Source organism: Pseudomonas argentinensis, assembly GCF_001839655.2.
GTDB classification, from domain to species: Bacteria; Pseudomonadota; Gammaproteobacteria; order Pseudomonadales; family Pseudomonadaceae; genus Aquipseudomonas; species Aquipseudomonas argentinensis_B.
In genome coordinates, this window is record NZ_CP056087.1 from 1,462,736 (window position 1) to 1,485,165 (window position 22,430).

General features: G+C 64.8%; 17 protein-coding genes. 8 read left to right on the forward strand and 9 right to left on the reverse strand.

The genetic code is table 11. The features are described from left to right. Window positions 1-108: 108 nt before the first annotated feature. Window positions 109-2,628: a sulfite reductase flavoprotein subunit alpha gene (locus tag SA190iCDA_RS06365; RefSeq protein WP_070884379.1), complete on the forward strand. Its 2,520-nt coding sequence runs from the start codon at window positions 109-111 to the stop codon at window positions 2,626-2,628. A 255-nt stretch (window positions 2,629-2,883) separates the two neighbouring features. Here SA190iCDA_RS06365 and SA190iCDA_RS06370 read toward each other — a convergent pair whose 3' ends face one another. The 7 genes from SA190iCDA_RS06370 to SA190iCDA_RS06400 form a co-directional block, all read right to left on the reverse strand. Next, window positions 2,884-3,852: a peptide ABC transporter ATP-binding protein gene (locus SA190iCDA_RS06370; RefSeq protein WP_070884378.1), complete on the reverse strand. Its 969-nt coding sequence runs from the start codon at window positions 3,850-3,852 to the stop codon at window positions 2,884-2,886. Then, on the reverse strand, window positions 3,852-4,826 hold the full coding sequence (locus tag SA190iCDA_RS06375; RefSeq protein WP_070884377.1) for an ABC transporter ATP-binding protein: 975 nt from the start codon (window positions 4,824-4,826) through the stop codon (window positions 3,852-3,854). The genes SA190iCDA_RS06370 and SA190iCDA_RS06375 overlap by 1 nt, the downstream gene beginning before the upstream one ends. Before the next feature lie 63 nt (window positions 4,827-4,889). Beyond that, on the reverse strand, window positions 4,890-5,798 hold the full coding sequence (locus SA190iCDA_RS06380; RefSeq protein WP_070884376.1) for an ABC transporter permease subunit: 909 nt from the start codon (window positions 5,796-5,798) through the stop codon (window positions 4,890-4,892). Window positions 5,799-6,197: 399 nt separating this feature from the next. After that, on the reverse strand, window positions 6,198-7,208 hold the full coding sequence (locus SA190iCDA_RS06385) for an ABC transporter permease subunit (protein ID WP_070884374.1): 1,011 nt from the start codon (window positions 7,206-7,208) through the stop codon (window positions 6,198-6,200). A 69-nt stretch (window positions 7,209-7,277) separates the two neighbouring features. Then, on the reverse strand, window positions 7,278-8,873 hold the full coding sequence (locus tag SA190iCDA_RS06390) for an ABC transporter substrate-binding protein (protein ID WP_070884373.1): 1,596 nt from the start codon (window positions 8,871-8,873) through the stop codon (window positions 7,278-7,280). Window positions 8,874-9,105: 232 nt separating this feature from the next. Continuing rightward, window positions 9,106-10,695 carry an ABC transporter substrate-binding protein gene (locus SA190iCDA_RS06395; protein ID WP_419203899.1) on the reverse strand — a complete coding sequence of 530 codons (1,590 nt, stop codon included), beginning with the start codon at window positions 10,693-10,695 and terminating at the stop codon, window positions 9,106-9,108. A gap of 176 nt (window positions 10,696-10,871) precedes the next feature. Beyond that, a complete protein-coding gene (locus tag SA190iCDA_RS06400) occupies window positions 10,872-11,438 on the reverse strand; it encodes a cupin domain-containing protein (RefSeq protein ID WP_070884371.1) in 567 nt (188 codons plus the stop codon). Window positions 11,439-11,625: 187 nt separating this feature from the next. On the opposite strand from SA190iCDA_RS06400, the gene SA190iCDA_RS06405 reads away from it, so the two are divergent. After that, window positions 11,626-12,855 carry a M24 family metallopeptidase gene (locus SA190iCDA_RS06405; protein WP_070884370.1) on the forward strand — a complete coding sequence of 410 codons (1,230 nt, stop codon included), beginning with the start codon at window positions 11,626-11,628 and terminating at the stop codon, window positions 12,853-12,855. A 274-nt stretch (window positions 12,856-13,129) separates the two neighbouring features. Here the strand turns inward: SA190iCDA_RS06405 and SA190iCDA_RS06410 are convergent, their stop codons facing one another. Then, entirely contained in the window at window positions 13,130-14,728 is a 1,599-nt protein-coding gene (locus SA190iCDA_RS06410) for an ABC transporter substrate-binding protein (protein WP_070884369.1), read from the reverse strand. An 835-nt stretch (window positions 14,729-15,563) separates the two neighbouring features. Then, entirely contained in the window at window positions 15,564-16,268 is a 705-nt protein-coding gene (locus SA190iCDA_RS06415) for an SIMPL domain-containing protein (RefSeq protein ID WP_070884368.1), read from the reverse strand. A gap of 438 nt (window positions 16,269-16,706) precedes the next feature. On the opposite strand from SA190iCDA_RS06415, the gene SA190iCDA_RS06420 reads away from it, so the two are divergent. From SA190iCDA_RS06420 to phnE, 6 genes are all read left to right on the forward strand, one after another. Next, complete coding sequence (locus tag SA190iCDA_RS06420; RefSeq protein ID WP_070884367.1) at window positions 16,707-17,966, forward strand: ATP-binding protein; 1,260 nt, start codon at window positions 16,707-16,709, stop codon at window positions 17,964-17,966. A 72-nt stretch (window positions 17,967-18,038) separates the two neighbouring features. Further along, a complete protein-coding gene (locus SA190iCDA_RS06425; protein ID WP_070884366.1) occupies window positions 18,039-18,599 on the forward strand; it encodes a response regulator transcription factor in 561 nt (186 codons plus the stop codon). 120 nt (window positions 18,600-18,719) lie between these two features. Beyond that, window positions 18,720-19,661 carry an AEC family transporter gene (locus tag SA190iCDA_RS06430; protein ID WP_070884365.1) on the forward strand — a complete coding sequence of 314 codons (942 nt, stop codon included), beginning with the start codon at window positions 18,720-18,722 and terminating at the stop codon, window positions 19,659-19,661. 113 nt (window positions 19,662-19,774) lie between these two features. Further along, entirely contained in the window at window positions 19,775-20,731 is a 957-nt protein-coding gene (gene phnD, locus SA190iCDA_RS06435; protein WP_070884364.1) for a phosphate/phosphite/phosphonate ABC transporter substrate-binding protein, read from the forward strand. Window positions 20,732-20,756: 25 nt separating this feature from the next. Further along, a complete protein-coding gene (gene phnC / locus SA190iCDA_RS06440; RefSeq protein ID WP_205881586.1) occupies window positions 20,757-21,599 on the forward strand; it encodes a phosphonate ABC transporter ATP-binding protein in 843 nt (280 codons plus the stop codon). Further along, a complete protein-coding gene (phnE, locus tag SA190iCDA_RS06445; RefSeq protein WP_205881585.1) occupies window positions 21,599-22,429 on the forward strand; it encodes a phosphonate ABC transporter, permease protein PhnE in 831 nt (276 codons plus the stop codon). The genes phnC and phnE overlap by 1 nt, the downstream gene beginning before the upstream one ends. Window position 22,430: the final 1 nt, after the last annotated feature.

The window sequence follows — 22,430 nt, forward strand, 5'->3', positions numbered from 1 at the left end:
AAGGCCACCCGCATTACGAGCGGCGCATGCCTGGCGGCAGGGTCGAAGCACGCGCCACTGCGCAGTTGGTTCTCCCGTTCGCAGCAGGTAGTCCGAGAGTCGATTGCGGTGTTCAAGAAAGTTCTCTTCCAACTGCACTGGTTGTTCGGCATCAGCGCCGGGCTGGTGCTGGCCCTGATGGGTGTGACCGGCGCGCTGTACAGCTTCCAGGACGAGATCCTGCAGGCGATCAATCCGCATCAGGTGCTCAGCCAGCCGGGGCCGGTGCTCGAGCCGGGCGAGCTGGTCGAGCGCTTGCAGGCGCAGGGGCTCAGTGTTTCCGGGCTCTACGTGGATACCGAGGGCGGCCAGCTGACGCGGGTGTTCCTGACTCCGCCGCCCGGTGAACGGCGTGGCGGGATACGCTTCGTCGACCCCTATACGGGCGAGTCCCTGGGCGAGCCACGGGGCCTGCAGTTCTTCGCCCTGATGCTGCAGCTGCACCGCTTCCTCGCCATGGGCCAGAGCGGCCGGCAGATCACCGGTGCCTGCACCATGGCCCTGGTGTTCTTCTGTCTGTCCGGACTGTACCTGCGCTGGCCGCGCCAGGTGTGGAGCTGGCGCGCCTGGCTGACCTTCGACTGGGCCAAGAGGGGCCGCGCCTTCAATTGGGATTTGCACGCGGTGGTCGGCACCTGGTGCCTGCCGCTGTACCTGTGCGCCGCGCTGACCGGCCTGTACTGGTCCTATGACTGGTACCGCAACGGGTTGGAAGGCCTGCTCAGCGATGCGCCGCGCGCGGCCGGTGAAGGTCGCGGTCGGCGCGGCCCGCCGGTAGCAGGCCAGCCCATGCCGCCGGTGGACTACACCAACCTCTGGCAGGGCATCCAGCGCACGGCGGGCGACACGCTCTCCGCCTACAGCCTGCAACTGCCCAATGCTGCCGGCGAGCCGGCGCGGGTGTTCTTCATATTGCGCGATGCCGAACACGCGCGCGCCTTCAACCAGATGCAGCTCGACCCGCTCACTGGCGAGGCCAGGCAGGTTGAGCACTACGCCGATAAGTCGTTCAAGGCGCAGCTGCTGGCCAGCGTCTATGCCCTGCATACCGGCGAGTACTTCGGCATGACCGGGCGCATCCTGATGATGGTCGCCAGTTTGCTGATGCCGTTGTTCTTCTTGACCGGCCTGCTGCTGTACCTGGACCGACGCCGCAAGAAGCGCACGGCGCTGGCCGCCCGTCAGGCGCTCGATGGGGGCGAAGGCGGTGAGTCCTGGCTGGTGGGGTTCGCCAGCCAGAGCGGCTTTGCCGAACAGCTGGCCTGGCAAACCGCCGGACAGTTGCAGGCCGCCGGCATGGCGGTGGAAGTGCAGCCCCTGGCGCGTATCGACACCACCAGGCTCAGCGCCACGCCCCGGGCGCTGCTGGTGCTCAGCACCTTTGGCGATGGTGAGGCGCCGGACAGCGCGCGCGGGGCCGAGCGCCAATGGCTGGCGGCGACCCTGGATCTGCCCGGCCTGCGTTACGCGGTGCTGGCCCTGGGCGATCGCCAGTACACGCAGTTCTGCGGCTTCGCCCGGCGCCTCGACGACTGGCTGACCAGCCGCGGCGCCCAGCGCCTGGGTGAGCGTATCGAGGTGGATGGCGATGATCCACAGGCCTTGCAGCATTGGCAGCGCCAGCTGGCCGAGCTGACCGGCGTGCAGCCACTGGCCATGCAGCCGGTGGCGTTCGACGGCTGGGTGCTGCGTTCGCGCACCTGCCTCAACCCGGGCAGCCAGGGCGCGGGCACCTGGCTGGTCGGCCTGCAGCCGCCGGCCGGTGCGCCGTGGCAGGCGGGCGATATCCTGGAGATCCTCCCGCGCAACGGTAGAGCACAGGTGCAGCGCTGGTTGCAGGCCCATGGCCTGCGGGCGCTGGAATCCGTCGTCATCGAGTCGCTGGGCCATACACTCGGCGAGGCGCTGGCCGCCCGCCAACTGCCGTACAGCGCCAGTCACCTGGTCGGCCTGCATGCCCAGGCGCTGCTCGAGGCGCTGGTGCCATTGCCCAGCCGCGAATACTCGATCGCCTCGCTCCCCGAAGACGGCGTGCTGGAGCTGATCGTGCGTCAGCAGCGCCTAAGCAATGGCGAGCTGGGCGCCGGTTCCGGCTGGCTGACCGAGCACCTGCCGCTTGGCGAGCAACTGCTGGCGCGGGTACGCCGTAACAGTGGTTTCCATGCCCCGGAGGATGATCGCCCGCTGATCCTGATCGGTAACGGCACCGGGCTCGCCGGCCTGCGCAGCCTGCTCAAGGCGCGCATCGCCGCCGGGCATGCGCGCAACTGGCTGCTGTTCGGCGAGCGTAATGCCGAGCACGATTTCTACTGCCGGGACGAGCTGCAGGCCTGGCTCACCGGCGGCCGGTTGCAGCGGCTGGATCTGGCCTTTTCCCGCGACCAGGCGCAGCGCCTCTATGTGCAGGATCGCTTGCGCGAGGCGGCGGATGAGCTGCGGGGGTGGATTGCCGTGGGGGCCGCGGTCTATGTGTGCGGCAGTCTGCAAGGGATGGCGGCGGGGGTGGATCAGGTGTTGCGCGAGCTGCTGGGGGACGCCGTTGTCGAGGGGCTGGTGGAGCAGGGGCGTTATCGGCGGGATGTGTACTGAGAACCTTGCCCAGGATCTCTCTGGGCATGGGTACGGGCAACTTCGAGGCAGAAACGGACATTGAGCTTCAAGCCGCAAGCCTCAAGCTGCAAGAAGAAGCTAGAGCACTGCGGACTGCTTCTAACCTGTAGCTTGGGGCTTGTAGCTTGCGGCTGCTTCCGCCACGTCGCAGTCAAAATAGATAAAGCCCGGCAGGACGATGGTGAACAGGCTCTTGGCTCGCCGGGCGCAGCGTGAGCTGCGCCCGGCGGGCGGTCAGAGAAACTGCTCGGCGTGGTGGCAGGCCACTTCACGGCCATCGAGCGGGCGCAGCAGCGGCAGTTCGGTCTGGCAGCGCTCGGTGGCGTAGGGGCAGCGTTTGTGGAAGGGGCAGCCCGATGGCGGGTCGAGCGGGTTGGGCAGCTCGCCGACGATCTTGATCTTCGGCTTGCTCGGGTCCGGGTGGATGGTCGGCGTGGCCGACAGCAGTGCCTTGGTGTAGGGGTGCAGCGGGCGCTCGTACAGCCGCTCGCTGGGGCCGATCTCCGCCGGGCGGCCGAGGTACATCACCAGCACGTCGTCGGCGACATGGCGCACCACCGACAGGTTGTGGGAGATGAACACGTAGCCGGTACTGAACTCTTCCTGCAGGTCCATGAACAGGTTGAGCACCTGGGCCTGGATCGACACGTCCAGCGCCGAGGTCGGCTCGTCGGCCACCAGCACCTTGGGGGTGAGCATCATGGCGCGGGCCAGGGCGATGCGCTGGCGCTGGCCGCCGGAGAACATGTGCGGGTAGCGCTGGTAATGCTCGGCGCGCAGGCCGACCTGGTTCATCATCGCCTGTACCTTTTCGCGGCGTTCGGCGCGCGACAGGCCGGTGTTGATCAGCAGTGGCTCGGCCAACTGGTCGCCGATCTTCTGCCGCGGGTTGAGCGAGGCGTAGGGGTTCTGGAACACCATCTGCACGTCGCGGCGCAATTGCTTGCGGGTCTGCGCGCTGGCGCCGTTCACTTCCTGGCCGGCGATCTGCAGCGAGCCCGAAGAGGGCTCCTCGATCAGGGTCAGGGCGCGGGCCAGGGTGGACTTGCCGCAGCCGGATTCACCGACCACGGCCAGGGTCTTGCCGGCCTGCAATTCGAAGGACACACCATTGAGCGCCTGCACCGTGGCGCTGGGCTTGAACAGGCCCTGGGACACGGAATAGTGGCGCGTCAGTTGGCGTGCGGTCAGGACGGTCGTCATCACGCCACCTCGGCATTCAGATTGAGCGGGAAATAGCAGCGCACCGCGCCGCGTTCATGGGGTTCCAGGGCCGGGCGCTGCTCGCGGCACTTGGCCTGCACGTAGGGGCAGCGTGGCGACAGCAGGCAGCCGTGGGGCCGGTCGTAGCGGCCGGGCACGATGCCGGGCAGGGTCGACAGGCGCGTGGCGCCCAGGCTGTGCTCGGGAATCGCCTTGATCAGCGCTTCGGTGTAGGGGTGGGTCGGTGCGTCGAACAGCGCCGGTACCTGGCCCAGCTCCACCGCCTGGCCTGCGTACATCACGCAGACCCGGTTGGCGGTTTCGGCGACCACGGCCAGGTCGTGGGTGATCAGCACCAGGCCCATGTTCTGCTCGCGTTGCAGGTCGAGCAGCAGCTCCATGATCTGCGCCTGGATGGTCACGTCCAGGGCGGTGGTCGGCTCGTCGGCGATCAGCAGCTTGGGTTCGGCGGCAATCGCCATGGCGATGGCCACGCGCTGGCTCATGCCACCGGACAGCTGGTGCGGAAAGGCCTCGAGGCGGCTCGCCGCGCCGGGGATCTCGACGCGCTCGAGCAGTTGCAGGGCGCGCTGGCGCGCGGCCTTGCCCTTCAGACCCAGGTGCTGGCGCAGCACTTCCTCGATCTGGAAGCCCACGGTGAAACTGGGGTTCAGGGCGGTCATCGGGTCCTGGAAGATCATCGACAGGTCCTTGCCGACGATGTGGCGCCGCTGGCGGCCCTTGAGCTTGAGCATGTCGGTGCCGTCGAAGGTCAGGCGGTCGGCACGCACGATGCCGGGGGCGTCGATCAGGCCCATCAGCGCCATCATGGTCACCGACTTGCCGGAGCCGGACTCGCCGACGATGGCCAGCACTTCGCCCTTGTCGACCTTCAGGTCGAGGCCATCGACCACCGGTACGGCGTTGGCGTCGCCGAAGCGCACGCTCAGGTTGTCTATTTCCAGCAGGCTCATCGGGCGGCCTCCATCGAATGGCAGGGCGCGGCCGGGGTGAGGAACAGGTTCATGGCGGCCTCCTCAGATCGCGTTCTTGAGTTTCGGGTCCAGCGCATCGCGCAGGCCGTCGCCCATCAGGTTGATTGCCAGCACGCTGAGCAGGATGGCGAGACCGGGCAGGGTCACCACCCACCAGGCGCGTTCGATGTAGTCGCGTGCCGAGGCCAGCATGGTGCCCCACTCGGGGGTTGGCGGTTGTACGCCCAGGCCGAGGAAGCCCAGGGCGGCGGCGTCGAGGATCGCCGAGGAAAAGCTCAGGGTCGCCTGCACGATCAGCGGCGCCATGCAGTTGGGCAGCACGGTGATGAACATCAGGCGCGGCAGGCTGGCGCCGGCCAGGCGGGCGGCGGTCACGTAGTCGCGGTTCAGCTCGCCCATCACCGCGGCGCGGGTCAGGCGCACGTAGGAGGGCAGCGACACGATGGCGATGGCGATCACGGTGTTGATCAGGCCCGGGCCGAGGATGGCGACGATGGCCACCGCCAGCAGCAGCGAGGGCAGGGCCAGCATGATGTCCATCAGGCGCATGATCGACGGGCCCATCAGGCGCGGGAAGAACCCGGCCACCAGGCCCAGCAACAGGCCGGGAATCAGCGAGATGACCACCGAGGCCAGGCCGATCAGCAGCGACAGGCGCGCACCGTGGATCAGGCGCGACAGCAGGTCGCGGCCGACTTCGTCGGTGCCGAGAATGAAGCGCCACTGGCCGCCATCCAGCCACACCGGCGGGGTCAGCAGGGCATCACGGAACTGCTCGCTGGGCGAGTAGGGCGCGATCCATGGCGCGAACAGTGCGCAGAACACCATCAGCAGCATGAAGCCGAGGCCGGCAACGGCGCCCTTGTTGTGGCTGAAGGCGCGCCAGAATTCCTTTAGCGGCGAGGGGTAGACCAGGCTCTGGTCGAGCGGTGTGGTAGTGGTCGAGGTCATGCTCGCACCTCATTGATATCGGGTTGGGCTACGAAATGCGCCTTGATCGTCGGTAGGGTGGACGACGCTTCATCCGTCCACCGCAGTGTGTTCATGGTGGATGAGAGGAGCGTCATCCACCCTACGGGGGCCAGCAGGGCTGGTTCAGTTTGTAGGGTGGACGACGCTCTATCCGTCCACCGCGGCGCGGTCATGGTGGATGAGAAGAGCGTCATCCACCCTACGGCGGTGTTGATATCAGTTACCATTCATGACTCCGGAGAATCGGTTCATGGCCTCGCGAGCTAGCGCGAGGCAAGGAAAAATTCGTCGAGAGCGCGGAGTTGGCTGTAGCCAATGAGCATCTCGAGATGGATTTTGACGCGGCATCGCCGACGCGCAGCAGGTCATGGCCGGTTCTCAGCGCTGGTGGCGAATGCGTGGGTTGACCAGTCCATAAAGGATGTCCACCACGAAGTTGACCAGGATCACCAGGCAGGCGATCAGCAGGATGCCGTTCTGCACCACCGGGTAGTCGCGGGCGCCGATCGACTCGATCAGCCACTTGCCGATGCCCGGCCAGGAGAAGATGGTCTCGGTCAGCACCGCGCCGGCGAGCAGCGTGCCGACCTGCAGGCCGAACACGGTGAGCACCGGAATCAGCGCGTTGCGCAGGCCATGCACGAATACCACGCGGGTCGGCGACAGGCCCTTGGCGCGGGCGGTGCGCACGTAGTCTTCACGCAGCACTTCGAGCATCGCCGAACGGGTCATGCGGGCGATCACCGCCAGCGGAATGGTGCCCAGCACGATGGCCGGCAGGATCAGGTGGCGCAGCGCGTTGACGAAGGCGCCTTCCTCGTCGGACAGCAGGGTGTCGATCAGCATGAAGCCGGTCACCGGCTGGATGTCGTAGAGCAGGTCGATGCGCCCGGATACCGGCGTCCAGCCCAGCCATACCGAGAAGAACATGATCAGCAGCAGGCCCCACCAGAAGATCGGCATCGAATAGCCGGTCAGGGAGATGCCCATCACCCCGTGATCGAACAGCGAACCGCGCTTGAGGGCGGCGATCACCCCGGCGATCAGCCCCAGAGTGCCGGCGAACAGCAGCGCCGCAAGGGTCAGCTCCAGCGTAGCGGGGAACAGGGTGGTGAATTCGTCCCACACCGGCGTACGGGTGCGCAGCGACTCACCCAGGTCACCCTGGGCCAACTGGCCGATATAGTCGAAGTACTGGGCGTAAAGCGGCTTGTTCAGGCCCAGGCGCTCCATGGCTTCGGCGTGCATCTGCGGGTCGACGCGCCGCTCGCCCATCATCACTTCCACGGGGTCGCCGGGAATCATGCGAATGAGCGCGAAGGTCAGCAGCGTAACCCCGAAGAACGTGGGTATCAGCAGGCCCAGGCGCCGGGCAATAAAACTCAACATTGTGGTAGGTACCTCATTGGCCGGTCAGGCAGCCCACCGGCGTCTGTAGCGCCGGTGGTGTGTTTTTATCTACTTCACCTGGGTGGTGGCGAAGTTGTTATTGGTCAGCGGGTTGATGTGGTAGCCCTCGACGTTCTTGCGCATGGCGGTGAACAGTTTCGGATGGGCCACGTTGATCCAGGGTTGATCCTCGGCGTAGAGCGCCAGGGCCTGGCGATACAGGGCGGCACGTTCATCGTTGTCGGTCACGCCGCGGGCCTGGGTGATCAGGTTCTGGAACCTAGGATTGCACCAGCGTGCATAGTTTTCGCCGTTTTTCGCCGCATCGCAGCTCAGCAGCGGGGTCAGGAAGTTGTCCGGGTCGCCGTTGTCGCCAGCCCAGCCCGCGGAAACCAGATCGGCTTCGCCATTCTTGGCGCGGCGCAGCATCTCGCCCCACTCCATCACCCGAATATCGACCTTGAGGCCAACCTCGGCAAGGTCGGCCTGCAGCATTTCCGCCGACAGGCGCGGGTTGGGGTTGGTCTGGCCACCGCCGCTGCGGGTGAACAGGGTGATCACGGTGCCCTCTGGCACGCCGGCCTCCCTGAGCAGGGCGCGGGCCTTGGCGAGGTCGCGGGGCGGGTTGCGATTGGCCTCGTTGTAGCCGATCAGGGTCGGCGGGTATGGGTTGACCGCGACCAGGGCGTTGCCCTTGCCGAACAGCTGCTCGACATGGCGCTGACGGTCGAAGGCGAGGTTGATCGCCTGGCGCACGCGCACGTCGCTCAGGTACCTGTGCTCGGTGTTCATGGCAATGTAGCCGGTGACGATGGCCTCGATCTCGTCGACCTTGAGGGTGGCGTCCGCCTTGATTGCCGACACGTCGTCGGGCTTGGGATACAGCGCCACCTGACACTCGTTGGCGCGCAGTTTCTGCAGGCGCACGTTGTTGTCGGTGGTGATGGCGAAGATCAGCGGGTCGGCCGGTGGCTTGCCACGGAAGTAATCGGGGTTGGCCCTGTAGCGAACCTGGGCGTCCTTGTTGTAGCGCTGGAAGATGAACGGCCCGGTGCCGATCGGCTTGCTGTTGAGCTCGGCGGTCTTGCCGGCCGCGAGCAATTGATCGCCGTATTCGGCGGAGTAGATCGAGGTGAAGGCCATGGCCATGTCACGCAGAAACGGCGCTTCCGGGTGGTTCAGGGTGATGACCACGGTGTGCTCGTCGCTCTTGGTCACCGACTTGAGCAGTTGCCGGAACGCCATGCTCTCGAAGTAGGGGTAGCCGACGTTGACCTTGTCGTGCCACGGGTGCTTGGGGTCGAGCTGGCGATTCAGGCTCCACAGCACGTCATCGGCGTTGAAGTCGCGGGTGGGTGTGAAGTAATCGGTGGTGTGGAATTTCACACCCTGGCGCAGGTGGAAGCTGTAGGTCAGCCCATCGGCGCTGACGTCCCAGCGCTCGGCCAGCGCCGGCTGGATCTCGGTGGTGCCGGGCTTGAAGTCGACCAAACGGTTGAACACCGTCTCGGCCGAGGCGTCGGCGGTCACCGCGGTGGTGTACTGGACGATATCGAAGCCTTCGGGGCTCGCTTCGGTGCAAACCACCAGCGGCTTGGCAGCGAGGTGGCCCGCGGCGCTGAAGATGATGGCGGCCAGGGCGGCGCGCAGCGCTAGTGTTTTCATGGAATGTCCCTGCGGATGACGTCAGCATGGACGCCGGGGCCTGCAAAAAACAGGCCATGAGCCAATGCTCGGAGAATGTCGGGTGCATTGTCGATTACGCGGCGCAGTGCCCACTGAACTGTGCGCGGTGATCGAGGCGAACGGCTTGGCGCCAGTGCCCTTTTGCCCGCTTCGCCTTTACCGACCGGCTGGCCGCCTCGCGGTTTTATCCACGAAACGGCCGGTGCGCCAATCAGTCGTTGCTGACACCGATAAAGCTGTTACGCCCGAACGGGCTGATCTGGAAGCCCTTCACGCTGGCGCGCATCGGCTGGTAGACGGTGGAGTGGGCGATCGGGGTGATCGGTACTTCACGCTTGAGCACCGCCTGGGCCTGCTTGTACAGCTCGCTGCGCTCGTTCTGGTCGGTCACGCGCTTGGCGGCCACCACCAGCTTGTCGTACTCGGCGTTGCACCACTTGGAGAAGTTGTTGCCGTCCACCGAGGCGCAGCCGTACAGGGTGCCGAGCCAGTTGTCGGGGTCACCGTTGTCGCCGGTCCAGCCGATCAGCATGGCGTCGTGCTCGCCGGCGTGGGCACGCTTGATGTACTCGCCCCACTCGTAGCTGACGATGCGTGCCTTGACGCCGACCTTGGCCCAGTCGGCCTGGAGCATCTCGGCCATCAGGCGGGCGTTGGGGTTGTACGGGCGCTGCACGGGCATGGCCCACAGGGTGATCTCGGTGCCTTCCTTGACGCCGGCAGCCTTGAGTAGCTCCTTGGCCTTCTCCGGGTTGTAGGCGGCGTCCTTGATCGACTCGTCGTAGGACCACTGGGTCGGCGGCATGCCGTTGACGGCCAACTGGCCGGCGCCCTGGTACACGGCGTCGATGATCGCCTGCTTGTTCACCGCCATGTCCAGCGCCTGGCGCACTTCGAGCTTGTCGAACGGTGCGCGGGTCACGTTGTAGGCGATGTAGCCCAGGTTGTAGCCCGGGGCGGTCGGCACGTTGAGGTTGTTGTCCGCCTGCAGGCCCTTGAGGTCGGCCGGGCGTGGGTTGAGGGTGATCTGGCACTCGCCGGCGCGCAGCTTCTGGGCACGTACCGAAGCGTCGGTGTTGATCGAGAAGATCAGGTTGTCGATCTTCACGTCACCCGGCTTCCAGTATTCCTTGTTGCCCTTGTAGCGAATCGCCGCGTCCTTCTGGTAGCGGCTGAACACGAACGGGCCGGTACCGATGGGCTGCTGGTTGATCTGCGCGGCCTTGCCGGCCTTGAGCAACTGGTCGGCGTACTCGGCCGAGTGCACGGCGGCGAAGTTCATCGCCAGGTTCTGCACGAACGCCGCGTCGACTTCCTTGAGGGTGAAGACCACGGTGTGGTCGCCGGTCTTCTCGACCTTGGCGATGTTCTTGTCCAGGCCCATGTCGGTGAAGTACGGGAACTCGCTGGGGTAGGCCTTGCGGAACGGATGGTTGCGATCGAGCATGCGCTGGAAGGTGAACAGCACGTCGTCGGCGTTGAATTCGCGGCTCGGCTTGAAGTAGTCGGTGGTGTGGAACTTGACCCCTTCGCGCAGATGGAAGGTGTAGGTCAGGCCGTCTTCGCTGATGTCCCAGGAGGTGGCCAGACCCGGCTGGGCCTTGGTGCCGCCGCGCTCGAATTCGGCCAGGCGGTTGAAGATGGTTTCCGAAGCCGCATCGAAGTCGGTGCCGGTGGTGTACTGGCCCGGATCGAAGCCACCCGGGCTGCCTTCGGAGCAATACACCAGATTGCTGGCCTGGGTGAGCGAAACACTGGAGAGCAGACCTGCAGCGAGCAGAGCCTTGCACAGGAGAGACATGCGCATGCGAACCTCTTTTTCTTTTTGTTCGCGCCTGGGGTTCAGCGCGAGCTCGGAATGCGGTGAAAGCGGATAGCTCACCGGGTCGGGTTCGAAATTAAGTCATGCTGAAATTTCGGTCAACAAAAATTAAGCAGCACTAACATTGCGCATATTTGCCCCGAACTGGGCAGAAATCACTCGGTAGCGGGTTGATCGTCAAACAGCGCCATGGTGGTCATGGTCAGCACCTCGGCTGGTTCAGCGGCAGCGTTGACCAGCCGGTGCAGCTTGCCGGCATCGAAATGCACCGAGTCGCCGGGCCCCAGTGGATAGTCGCGGCCCTCGATGGTGTAGACGATCTGCCCGGCCAGCACATAGGAGAACTCCACGCCTTCGTGGGCGATCAGCTCCGATTCGTAGCCCACCGGAATGTTCATCTTCACGGCGTTGATCGAGTTGCCGGGAAACGAACTGGACAGCCGCTCGTAGGCCAACAACTGGCCACCGACGGTATAGCGCACCCGCTGATCGACATGGGAGTCGGGCTGGGCCTGGGCGGGCTGATCGAACAGGGCGTTGAGCGGCACGTTCAGCGACTTGGCGATGCTCGCCAGGGAGGAGATCGACACGCCGGTGAGGTTGCGCTCGGCCTGGGACAGGAAGCTGGCGGTCAGGCCGGCGTCGGCGGCCACCTGGTTGAGGGTCTTGCCGGCAGCCCGCCGGTAGCGGCGCAGGCGTTCGCCGATGCGATCTGCGGTCATGGGAAAGGTTCGCTGTTCGAGTCGGCAGAGTATACCCAGGCGTTGCAGGGACTTCAGCTGTGATAGCAACGCTTTTTTAAGTCCCACTGAAAAATGCTTTGACCGTAATTTAAGTTGCACTTAAATTTTGCCGCAATCAACGACCCGGCAACGATCTCCGTTGCCGTTGCCAGACGAGGATGTGCAGATGACACTGGGAGTGGGCGGTAGCACGCCGGAGCAGGCCTTGGCGCGCCTGCAGGACATGACGGCCGGCGCGCAGCCGATCGGCGAAGCGGAGTATCTGGCGCGCATCGAGCGAGCCCAGGCACTGATGCGCGAACAGGGCATCGAGGCGCTGTTCGTCGCCGCGGGCAGCAACCTGCAGTATTTCACGGGGGTCAAGTGGAACCCCAGCGAGCGCATGGTCGGCGCCATTCTGCCGGCCAGCGGCGCGCTGGAATACCTGGCGCCGGCCTTCGAGGAAGGCACGGTGCGCGACTTCCAGGTGGTGCCGGGCGCCATCAATACCTGGGAAGAGCACGAGAGCCCCTATGCGCTGCTGCTGCGCTGCCTGCGCCGACTCGGTGTAGTGCCCAATGATGGTCCGCCGCCTCAGGTAGGTCTTTGTTCTTCCTTGCCTTTTTTCATGTTCGAAAGCCTTCGCAAGCTGACCAGCGATTACCGTTTCGTCGATGCCGGAGTGATCACCACGGTCTGCCGGCAGCGTAAATCGGCGGCCGAAATCGCCCTGATGCAACGCGCCAAGGACATGACCCTGGAAGTGCACAAGGCAGCGGCGAGCATTCTCCATGAAGGCATCACCACTTCCGAGGTGGCCGAATTCATCCGCCAGGCGCACCGCAAGGTCGGCGCGCCGGGTTCGATCTTCTGCATCGTGCTGTTCGGCCCGGCCAGCGCCTTCCCCCATGGCGTCAAGCATGCGCAGACCTTGAAGGACGGCGACATGGTGCTGATCGACACCGGCTGCCAGGTGCACAGCTACCTGTCGGACATCACCCGCAGCTACGTCTTCGGCACGCCGAGCGAGCGCCAGCGCGAGTTCTGGAACAGGGAAAAGGCCGCCCAGCAGGCGGCTTTCGAAGCCGCCGTACTCGGCGCGCCATGCGCCAGCGTGGACGCCGCCGCGCGGCGCAGTCTGGAAGCCGCGGGCCTGGGGCCTGCCTACCGATTGCCGGGCCTGCCGCACCGCACCGGCCATGGCATCGGCCTGGACATCCACGAAGGCCCGTACCTGGTCGGCGGCGACGACACGCCGCTGGCCGAGGGCATGTGCTTCAGCAACGAGCCGATGATTTGCGTGCCGGGCGAGTTCGGCATCCGCCTGGAAGATCACTTCTACATGACGGCCGAAGGCCCGCGCTGGTTCACCCAGCCCAGCCACTCGGTGGACGACCCGTTCGGGCTGAACGCCTGAGCCGTCCTTGCCGTCTGCTGACGATTTTTCAGGCGACATAAAAAGACTGCTACAAGGCAAGAGCAGACGCTCCCCGCGTAGGGTGGACAACGCTCTTTTTGTCCACCATTGCGCTCGTAGAGCGGTGGACGGATGAAGCGTCGTCCACCCTACGAAAGGCCGCTCCCGCCTTTTCGCAGGTAAAGCGCTGAGGTCGATCCTGAAGATCGTGAGCAGGCTCTTGAAACGAAAACGCCCGGCCAATTGGCCGGGCGTTTTCATTCAGACTACTACGTTATTCGATACTGACACCGTAGAAGGAGTTGATCCCGAACGGGCTGATCTTGAAGTCCTTCACCCGGGTGCTCATCGGCTGGTACACCGTGGAGTGAGCGATCGGCGTGTTCTGCACGTCGGCCTTGAGCAGCTGCTGGGCCTGCTTGTAGAGCACGGTGCGCTCTTCGCGGTCGTTGATCGCCTTGGCCTTCTTCAGCAGCGCGTCGAACTCCTTGTTGCACAGGCGGCTGTAGTTGTTGCCGCCAATGGCGTCGCAGCCGTACAGCACGCTCAGCCAGTTGTCAGGGTCACCGTTGTCGCCGGTCCAGCCGATCAGCAGGGCATCGTGCTCGCCGGCCTTGGCGCGCTTGTTGTACTCGCCCCATTCGTAGCTGACGATGCGCGCCTTGATGCCGATCTTCGCCCAGTCGGCCTGCAGCATCTCGGCCATCAGCTTGGCATTGGGGTTGTAGGGGCGCTGCACCGGCATGGCCCACAGGGTGATCTCGGTGCCCTCCTTCACCCCGGCGGCCTTGAGCAATTCCTTGGCCTTTTCCGGGTTGTAGGGGGTGTCCTTGATGGTGTCGTCATAGGACCACTGGGTCGGTGGCATGCCGTTCACGGCCACCTGGCCGGCACCCTGATACACGGCGTTGATGATCGCCTGCTTGTTGACCGCCATGTCCATGGCCTGGCGCACCTCGAGCTGGTCGAACGGCTTGTGCTCGGTGTTGTAGGCCAGGTAGCCGACGTTGAAGCCAGCTTGTTCGGGCATCTGCAGCTTGGGATCCTTCTTCAGGGTTTCCAGGTCCGCCGGGCGCGGGAACACGCTGACGTGGCACTCGCCGGCACGCAGCTTCTGCATGCGCACCGAGGGGTCGGTGTTGATGGCGAAGATCAGGTTATCGATCTTCACGTCATCCGGGTTCCAGTATTCCTTGTTGCCCTTGTAGCGGATCTGCGCGTCCTTCTGGTAACGGCTGAACACGAACGGGCCGGTGCCGATGGGCTTCTGGTTGATGTCCGAGGCCTTGCCGGCCTTGAGCAGCTGGGCGGCGTATTCGGCGGAGTGGATCGAGGCGAAGCTCATGGCCATGTTCTGGATAAAGGCGGCATCGACCGTGTTGAGGGTGAAACGCACGGTGTGCTCGTCGACCTTGTCGATCCTGGCGATGTTCTTGTCCATGCCCATGTCGGTGAAGTACGGGAACTCGGTGGGGTAGGCCTTGCGGAATGGGTCGTCCTTGTTGAGCATGCGGTTGAAGGTGAACAGCACGTCGTCGGCGTTGAATTCGCGGCTCGGCTTGAAGTAGTCGGTGGTGTGGAACTTGACCCCTTCGCGCAGGTGGAAGGTGTAGGTCAGGCCGTCGTCGCTGATGTCCCATTTCTCGGCCAGGCCGGGGATTACCGAGGTGCCGCCACGCTCGAATTGCGAGAGGCGGTTGAAGACCGTTTCGGCGCCCGCATCGAAGTCGGTACCGGTGGTGTAGAGCCCGGGGTCGAAGCCCGCCGGGCTGCCTTCGGAGCAGTACACCAGGTTGCCGGCGGCCTGTGCGAAGGGGGCGCTGGCAATCAGGCCGGCGACGACAAAAGCCTGGATAAAGGCGTTCTTGTGCATGGTTACCTCATGTCTATTGTGATTTTTCCTGAGGGGTCTGCTGCGGCAAAGCGGGGCGTGTCGGATGGTGACCAGCCTGCCTTGAGCCTAGACCTTGTTTGAGGCTATGCACGGGCTGTGCCGAAAAGCTCAGGGCAAAAAAAGAGGTTCTTCGCACGGTTTGGGGAAAGTGCGGGTTGACACCGGACTGGTAAGTTTGTGTGCGTATCACTCACTGGCATCGCACTATCCATTACCGCGTTTACTGAGCCTCTTTGTTGCGCCCCCTACGGGCGCCACACCTTTCTTGCTTGCCCAAGAAAGGTGTGCCAAAGAAGTGCACCCCGACATCCGGGTTTCGCCGCGCGAAACTTCCCTCGCTCCGGCGCCGCTCCGGGGGCCGGCTCGGCGGCGTCTGTTTTTGCTTTTGCTCTTGAGCTGCGGTCGTACAGGCGACACCCAAGTCCCCTTCAGGAGGCCGAGTGGAATCACCACGCAAGGGGTTGAGCGACATGGATGTCGCGAGAGCTGCGATGGGCCAGGGATGGCCCTTCGCAGCGTGCCCCTGGAGTGGTGATGGAATGAGGGAACCCCGGCGCAGCCGGGGCCGGATGGTGGGGTGCCCTTCTCTTTGGTTACTTTCTCTTGGGCAAGCAAGAGAAAGTGACTCGCCCGTAAGGGGCGAAACCCATCAGGCCAGACGGCGGGCCAATGGAGAGTGTCAAGTCATCGGCAGCGAACACTTATTTGCCAGTCCGGTGTCAATCAAGCATTCCCCTAAAATGCGAAGAACCAAAGAAAAGGGCAAGCTGCGACGGTGGTCGCAGCTTGCCATGAGCCATTACGAGCCGAGCATTTACAGCTGCACTTCGATCACCCCATCGGCATTCATCGTCACCTGGCTGGTGCCAGCCTCGACTTCTGGCGTTGCGCTGTCGGAGAACGCCGAGGCCTTCATGGCTTCCATGCGCATCGGTGGGCGTACGAAGCCGCCGCTGTTGAGGTTCAGGCTGACCAGCTTGTAGCTCTTGCCGCCCAGGGCTTCGGTGGTCAGTTGGGCGCGCTCCTTGAAGGCGGCGACGGCATCCTTGATCAGCGCGTCTTCTTCTTTCTTGCGCGTGGCGTCGGCGATGCTGAAGCTCATGCCGCCCATCTTCAGGGTTTTCAGCATGCCGCCGGTGAGCTTGGACAGCGCAGCGAAGTCGGCGCTTTCCAGGCGGATCTCGGCGCGCTCGCGCCAGGCGGTGATTTCCTCGCCTTTCTCGCTGTACACCGGGTAGCTGTTGCGGCTGCCCTGGGAAACGGTCACGCCCTTCACGCCGCGGGCCTGGGTCAGGCCGGCATTCAGGATACGGGTGATCTCGGCGGCCAGCGCCGCTGGATCCTTCTGCTGGGCTTCGGTGTACAGGGTGACCTGCATCAGGTCGTGGGCCACCTCGTGGCTGACCTGGGTGCTCAGGGAGATCTGGTTGTAGCGCGGCTCATCGGCGTGCGCGGCGATGCTGAGCAGGCCGGCGGTGCTGAAAGCCAGTGCGGTGGCGAGGCGGGACAGTGGCAGCATGGCGATTCCTTATCGATAGCGGGCACGGATAAAGACCGTGTTCATGAGGTTGGACGAGGCGATCTGGGTATTCGGGTTAAGCGAATCGAAAAAATCTTCACCCCACCTCTGACCACAGTGATAGGCAAGTGACTGCGCTGATCCGGCGCCTGACGGGCAATGGCCGTACGACTGCGGCGCGTTGCCGCATCAGGCCGTCGGCGGCCTTGGTTATACTCGCCGGGCTCGCCAACGAGCAAAGGGCAACTCTAAAAACTACCTGCGTTGCCATCACTGCGTTAAAAACAGGCTCGGATGCGAGTCCAGGCTGGGCGCCCCCATCAAAATGCTTATTTAACACTCGTGAAGTCGAGCGCGACTCCGATCGTTTTTCGCCTGTTTTTTCCTTGTGCTGACTGCCTCGCCAACGTTTTTAGAGCCGCCCATAGAGGAGTATCGATGCTCGCCCCCGTACAACTGCTTTCGGCCAGCCGCCAGAACCTCTGGCGGCTGACCCTGATTCGCTTTCTGGTGCTGGCCGCGCAGGCCGGTTCGGTTGGCCTGGCCTACAAGTCCGAGTTGTTGCCGCTGCCCTGGTTGCAGCTGAGCATCACCCTGGGCGCCTCCCTGGTGCTGTGCCTGCTGACCGCCCTGCGCCTGCGCGGGCCCTGGCCGGTGACCGAGGCCGAGTACGGCATCCACCTGGGCTTCGACCTGATCATCCACAGCGTGCTGCTGTACTACTCGGGCGGCTCCACCAACCCCTTCGTGTCCTATTACCTGGTGCCGTTGACCATCGCCGCGGCGACCCTGCCGTGGCTGTTCACCATGATTCTCGGCGGCATGGCGCTGGCCTCCTACACCCTGCTGCTGGTCTGGTCACACCCGCTGCAACTGCCGGTGGGCCCGCGCGAGAGCCTGCTGGTCTACGGTATGTGGCTGAGCTTCGCCCTGGCGGCGGGGCTGATCACCTTCTTCGTCGCCAAGATGGCCGAGGAGCTGCGCCAGCAGGAAAAGCTGCGCGCCGAACGCCGCGAGGAGGGCATGCGCGACCAGCAGCTGTTGGCCGTGGCCACCCAGGCCGCCGGTGCCGCCCACGAACTGGGTACGCCGCTGGCGACCATGAGCGTGCTGATCAAGGAGCTGCGCCGCGAACACCAGAATCCGTTGCTGCAGGAAGACCTGGCGCTGCTGCAGGAACAGGTCAAACTGTGCAAGGAAACCCTTCAGCACCTGGTGCGCGCCGCCGAAGCGGACCGTCGCCAGGCGGTGGTGGAAATGCCGGCGGTCAGCTGGCTGGAAACCACCCTCAATCGCTGGCACCTGATGCGCCCCGAAGCCAGCTATCGTTACGAATGCCGGGGCGTGGGCAAGTCGCCGCAACTGATGCCGCCAGCCGACCTCACCCAGGCGCTGCTCAACCTGCTCAACAACGCCGCCGATGCCTGCCCGGACAACCTGGAAATCAACCTGGACTGGGATCACCAATGGGTGCGCCTGTGCATCCGCGACTACGGCGCGGGTGTACCCTTGGCCATCGCCGAGCAACTGGGCCGGCCGTTCTTCACCACCAAAGGCAAAGGCAAGGGCTTCGGCCTCGGCCTGTTTCTCAGCCAGGCCAGCGTGACCCGCGCCGGCGGCACGGTGAAGCTGTATAACCATGAAGAGGGCGGCACGCTCACCGAGCTCAAGTTGCCGCGTGCCTACGTCCGGGTGTGAGCCAGACGCAGGCTTGTCGATGCAGCGCACTGCCGAGCCGGCAGGCCGCGAGCATGTATTGAGGAGTGAATCATGAGTGACGAAACGCTGCTGGAAAGCGAAGAACAGCCCCACCTGCTGCTGGTCGACGACGACCCCACCTTCACCCGGGTGATGGCCCGCGCCATGAGCAGCCGCGGGCTGCGCGTGTCCACCGCGGCTTCCGCCGAAGAAGGCCTGGCGCTGGCCACCCAGGACTTGCCGGACTACGCCGTGCTCGACCTGAAGATGGAAGGCGACTCCGGCCTGGTGCTGCTGCCCAAGCTGCTGGAGCTGGACGCCGAGATGCGTGTGGTGATCCTCACCGGTTACTCGAGCATCGCCACCGCCGTGGAGGCCATCAAGCGCGGTGCCTGCAACTACCTGTGCAAGCCGGCCGATGCCGACGACGTGCTCGCCGCCCTGCTGACCCAGCATGCCGACCTCGACACCCTGGTGCCGGAGAACCCCATGTCGGTGGACCGCCTGCAGTGGGAGCACATCCAGCGTGTGCTGGCCGAACACGAGGGCAATATCTCGGCCACCGCCCGCGCCCTGGGCATGCACCGCCGTACCCTGCAGCGCAAGCTGCAGAAGCGCCCGGTTCGTCGCTAACGCGAACCGCCGCCCGTTCCGGAGGGCCAAAGCCTTGCTATCATTAGCAGGCTATCGACGTGCCTGAACCCCGGGCACGTCGGTGTTTCACGACGCCGTTCGCCTGCTTCCGGAATTCCCATGCTCGCTGTGCTTCAGCAAACGCTCGCGATCACCGCGCCCGTCTTCGCCATGCTGTTTCTCGGCGTGCTGCTCAAGCGGCTGCGCTGGATCGACGACCCTTTCATCGATACCGCCTCGTCCCTGGTGTTTCGCGGCACCATGCCCACGCTGCTGTTCATCAGCATCGTCCAGGCGGACCTGAGCGCGGCGCTGCAACCGGCACTGATCGGCTACTTCGTGTTCGCCACCCTGGTGAGCTTCGCCGTCGCCTGGGGCTGGGCGATCTGGCGCTGCCCGATGGTCGACCGCGGCATCTATACCCAGGGCGCGTTTCGCGGCAACAACGGCATCGTCGGCCTGGCGCTGGCCACCAGCATGTATGGCGACTACGGCCTGTCGGTCGGTGCGGTGCTCGGCGGCGTGGTGATCCTCTGTTACAACGTGCTGTCGGCCATCGTGCTGGCCATCTATGCGCCAGGCATGAAGGCCGACCCCTGGACGCTGTGCAAGAGCATCTTCACCAACCCGCTGATTATCGGCGTGTTGTCGGCCATCCCCTTCGCCTACTGGCAGATCCCGCTGCCGCACTGGACGATGGTGTCGGCCGAATACTTCGCGCAGATGACCCTGCCGCTGGCGCTGATCTGCATCGGCGGCACCCTGTCGCTGGCCTCGTTGCGCGAGAGCAGCGGCGTGGCCATCAGCTCCAGCCTGATGAAGATGGTCTGGCTGCCGCTGCTCTCCACCCTCGGCGCCTGGGCCATCGGCTTTCGCGGCGCGGACCTGGCGATCCTGTTCCTGTACTTCGTCAGCCCCACGGCCGCCTCCAGCTTCGTCATGGCCAAGGCGGTCAACGGCAATTACCGGCTCGCCGCGGCGATCATCGTCATCACCACCCTGGCGGCGGTGGTCAGCACCAATGTGGGGCTGTTGCTGTTGCAGTGGGCAGGCTGGGTGTAGCGGCCAATGGCCGGTTCGTTGCAAGGGTTTACGGTGCGACCGATTGCAGCAAAAGTGTCACAGGTGCTCCTTAAGGTGGCTGCAATCCTTTTTCAGCCGCCGAGGACACGACCATGCCGCGCGCCCCTTTCTGCCGACTGCTCTCCGCCCTGTTGCTGCCCCTGCTGGGCAGCGCTCATGCCACGGATCTGTCCTCGCGCTTTACCGACAGCAATGGCGACATGGTCGCCGACGCGCCGGCCAAGTCCAGCGAGTGGCTGGACCCGGCCACGCTGATCTTCGCCTACACCCCGGTGGAAGACCCGGCCGTCTATGCCAAGGTGTGGGACGAGTTCCTGCAGCACATGGAGAAGGTGACCGGCAAGAAGGTCAGGTTCTTCCCGGTGCAGTCCAACGCCGCCCAGCTCGAAGCCATGCGCGCCGGCCGCTTGCACATCGCCGGTTTCAATACCGGTTCCGTGCCGCTGGCGGTCAACTGCGCCGGCTTCGTGCCCTTCACCATGATGGCCGACGAGAACGGTGGTTTCGGCTACCAGATGGAGATCATCACCTATGCCGGCAGCGGTATCGATGATGTGCCTGGCCTGAAGGGGCGCACGCTCGCCTTCACCTCGCCCACCTCCAACTCCGGCTTCAAGGCGCCGTCGGCGCTGCTCAAGTCCGAGTTCAACCTGGAAGCCGACAAGGACTTCAAGACCGCATTTTCCGGCAAGCACGACAACTCGATCATGGGCGTGGTGAACCGCGACTACGACGCCGCCGCCATCGCCAACTCGGTGCTCTCGCAAATGCAGGCGCGCGGCGTGGTCAAGGCCGACCAGTACCAGGTGCTGTACACCTCGCAAACCTTCCCCACCACCGGTTATGGCTACGTCTACAACCTCAAGCCGGAGCTGGCCGACAGGGTACGAGAGGGCTTCGAGACGTTCGACTGGGAAGGCACCGCGCTGCAGGCCGAATTCAAGAACTCCGGCCAGGCGCAGTTCATCCCCATCACCTACCAGGAACACTGGGAAGTGGTGCGCAAGATCGACCAGGCCATGGACGTGAGCTACGCGTGCGACAAGTGAGCCACTCGAACGACGGAGTACCGCCATGAACCTGCTCGAGATAAGAGGGCTGGGCAAGCGCTACGCCACCGGCGACCAGGCCCTCGCCGACATCCACCTGGCGCTGCCGAAAAGTCAGGTAATGGCGCTGATCGGCCCGTCCGGCGCCGGCAAGAGCACGCTGATTCGCTGTATCAACCGCCTGGTGGAACCCACCGAGGGTGAGGTGCTGCTCGGTGGCCTGTCACTGACCGGGCTGCGTGGCGGCGCCCTGCGCAAGGCGCGGCGGCGCATGGGCATGATCTTCCAGGACCACGCCCTGGTCGACCGCCTCACGGTGATGGAGAACGTATTGTCCGGGCGGCTGGGCTACCTCGGCTTCTGGCGCAGCCTATGGCGCCGTTACCCGCGGGCCGACGTACAGGAAGCGTTCCGTTTGCTCGAGCGCGTCGGCCTGGCCCATGCCATCGACAAGCGCGCCGATGCGCTGTCCGGTGGTCAGCGCCAGCGGGTCGGCATTGCCCGCGCGCTGCTGCAGAATCCCGAGCTGATGCTGATCGACGAGCCCACCGCGAGCCTCGACCCGAAAACCTCCCGGCAGATCATGCGGCTGATTCGCGAGCTGTGCGAAGAGCGCGGCCTGACCGCGATCATCAATATCCACGATGTCGAGCTGGCGCGGCGATTCTCCGACCGCATCGTCGGCCTGCACGCCGGCCGGGTGGTCTTCGACGGCCCGCCCGATGCGCTGGATGCCGCGACCCTGACGCGTATCTACGGCGAGGAAGACTGGGGAGCCCATGCCGCCGAAGCGGCGCAGGATGACGACCCTGCCGTGCGGCCCGCACCGCGCACGCCGCGCTCCGGCTGGCCACGGGTGGCCACCTGATGGCCGGGCAGATGAACGTGAACGAGCGCCTGGCCAGAGCACGGGCCGGCGACTGGCAGCCGCCTCCTTTGCTGTCGGGAGCAGGGCAGCGCTGCCTGGTGATCGGCGGCCTGCTGCTCTATCTGCTGCTGGCCGGCTCGAGCATCAACCTGGACTGGAATCGCATCGCCGAGGGCTGGTCGCGCGGCCTGGCCTTCGCTGGCGGTTTCCTGCAGCCGGATTTCACCAGCCGTGGCGGCGATATCCTCGAAGGCCTGCTGGAAAGCCTGAGCATGACCCTGGTCGCCACCGTGCTGGGCATCGCCCTGTCGATTCCGGTGGGCCTGGGCGCCGCGCGCAACCTCTCGCCACTGCCGATCTACCTGTTCTGCCGGTGGGTCATCATGGTGTCGCGGACCTTCCAGGAGGTGATCATCGCCATCCTGTTCGTGGTGATGTTCGGCTTTGGCCCCCTGGCCGGCGTCGCCACGCTGACCTTCGCGACCATCGGCTTTATCGCAAAGTTGCTGGCCGAAGCGATTGAGGACATCGATGCGCGGCCGCTGGAGGCCATTCGCGCCACCGGCGGCAGCTGGTTGCAGGTGCTCAACTATGCCGTGCAGCCGCAGATCCTGCCGCGTCTGATCGGGCTGTCGCTGTACCGCCTGGACATCAACTTCCGCGAGTCGGCGGTCATCGGCATCGTCGGCGCAGGCGGTATCGGCGCGACGCTCGGCACGGCCATGGACCGCTACGAATACAGCACGGCTGCGGCCGTGTTGCTGATCATCATCGCCATCGTGCTGGCCTCGGAATATCTCTCCGGCTACGTACGTCGCTGGCTTCAGTAGG

Coding starts and splice junctions, on each gene's coding strand:
- SA190iCDA_RS06390 (WP_070884373.1), bottom strand. CDS start 8,873: ATGAAAACACTAGCGCTGCGCGCCGCCCTGGCCGCCATCATCTTCAGC.
- phnE (WP_205881585.1), top strand. CDS start 21,599: ATGGCCGGGCAGATGAACGTGAACGAGCGCCTGGCCAGAGCACGGGCC.
- SA190iCDA_RS06375 (WP_070884377.1), bottom strand. CDS start 4,826: ATGAGCCTGCTGGAAATAGACAACCTGAGCGTGCGCTTCGGCGACGCC.
- phnC (WP_205881586.1), top strand. CDS start 20,757: ATGAACCTGCTCGAGATAAGAGGGCTGGGCAAGCGCTACGCCACCGGC.
- SA190iCDA_RS06400 (WP_070884371.1), bottom strand. CDS start 11,438: ATGACCGCAGATCGCATCGGCGAACGCCTGCGCCGCTACCGGCGGGCT.
- SA190iCDA_RS06425 (WP_070884366.1), top strand. CDS start 18,039: ATGAGTGACGAAACGCTGCTGGAAAGCGAAGAACAGCCCCACCTGCTG.
- SA190iCDA_RS06415 (WP_070884368.1), bottom strand. CDS start 16,268: ATGCTGCCACTGTCCCGCCTCGCCACCGCACTGGCTTTCAGCACCGCC.
- SA190iCDA_RS06395 (WP_419203899.1), bottom strand. CDS start 10,695: ATGTCTCTCCTGTGCAAGGCTCTGCTCGCTGCAGGTCTGCTCTCCAGT.
- SA190iCDA_RS06430 (WP_070884365.1), top strand. CDS start 18,720: ATGCTCGCTGTGCTTCAGCAAACGCTCGCGATCACCGCGCCCGTCTTC.
- SA190iCDA_RS06405 (WP_070884370.1), top strand. CDS start 11,626: ATGACACTGGGAGTGGGCGGTAGCACGCCGGAGCAGGCCTTGGCGCGC.
- SA190iCDA_RS06385 (WP_070884374.1), bottom strand. CDS start 7,208: ATGTTGAGTTTTATTGCCCGGCGCCTGGGCCTGCTGATACCCACGTTC.
- phnD (WP_070884364.1), top strand. CDS start 19,775: ATGCCGCGCGCCCCTTTCTGCCGACTGCTCTCCGCCCTGTTGCTGCCC.
- SA190iCDA_RS06410 (WP_070884369.1), bottom strand. CDS start 14,728: ATGCACAAGAACGCCTTTATCCAGGCTTTTGTCGTCGCCGGCCTGATT.
- SA190iCDA_RS06420 (WP_070884367.1), top strand. CDS start 16,707: ATGCTCGCCCCCGTACAACTGCTTTCGGCCAGCCGCCAGAACCTCTGG.
- SA190iCDA_RS06370 (WP_070884378.1), bottom strand. CDS start 3,852: ATGACGACCGTCCTGACCGCACGCCAACTGACGCGCCACTATTCCGTG.
- SA190iCDA_RS06380 (WP_070884376.1), bottom strand. CDS start 5,798: ATGACCTCGACCACTACCACACCGCTCGACCAGAGCCTGGTCTACCCC.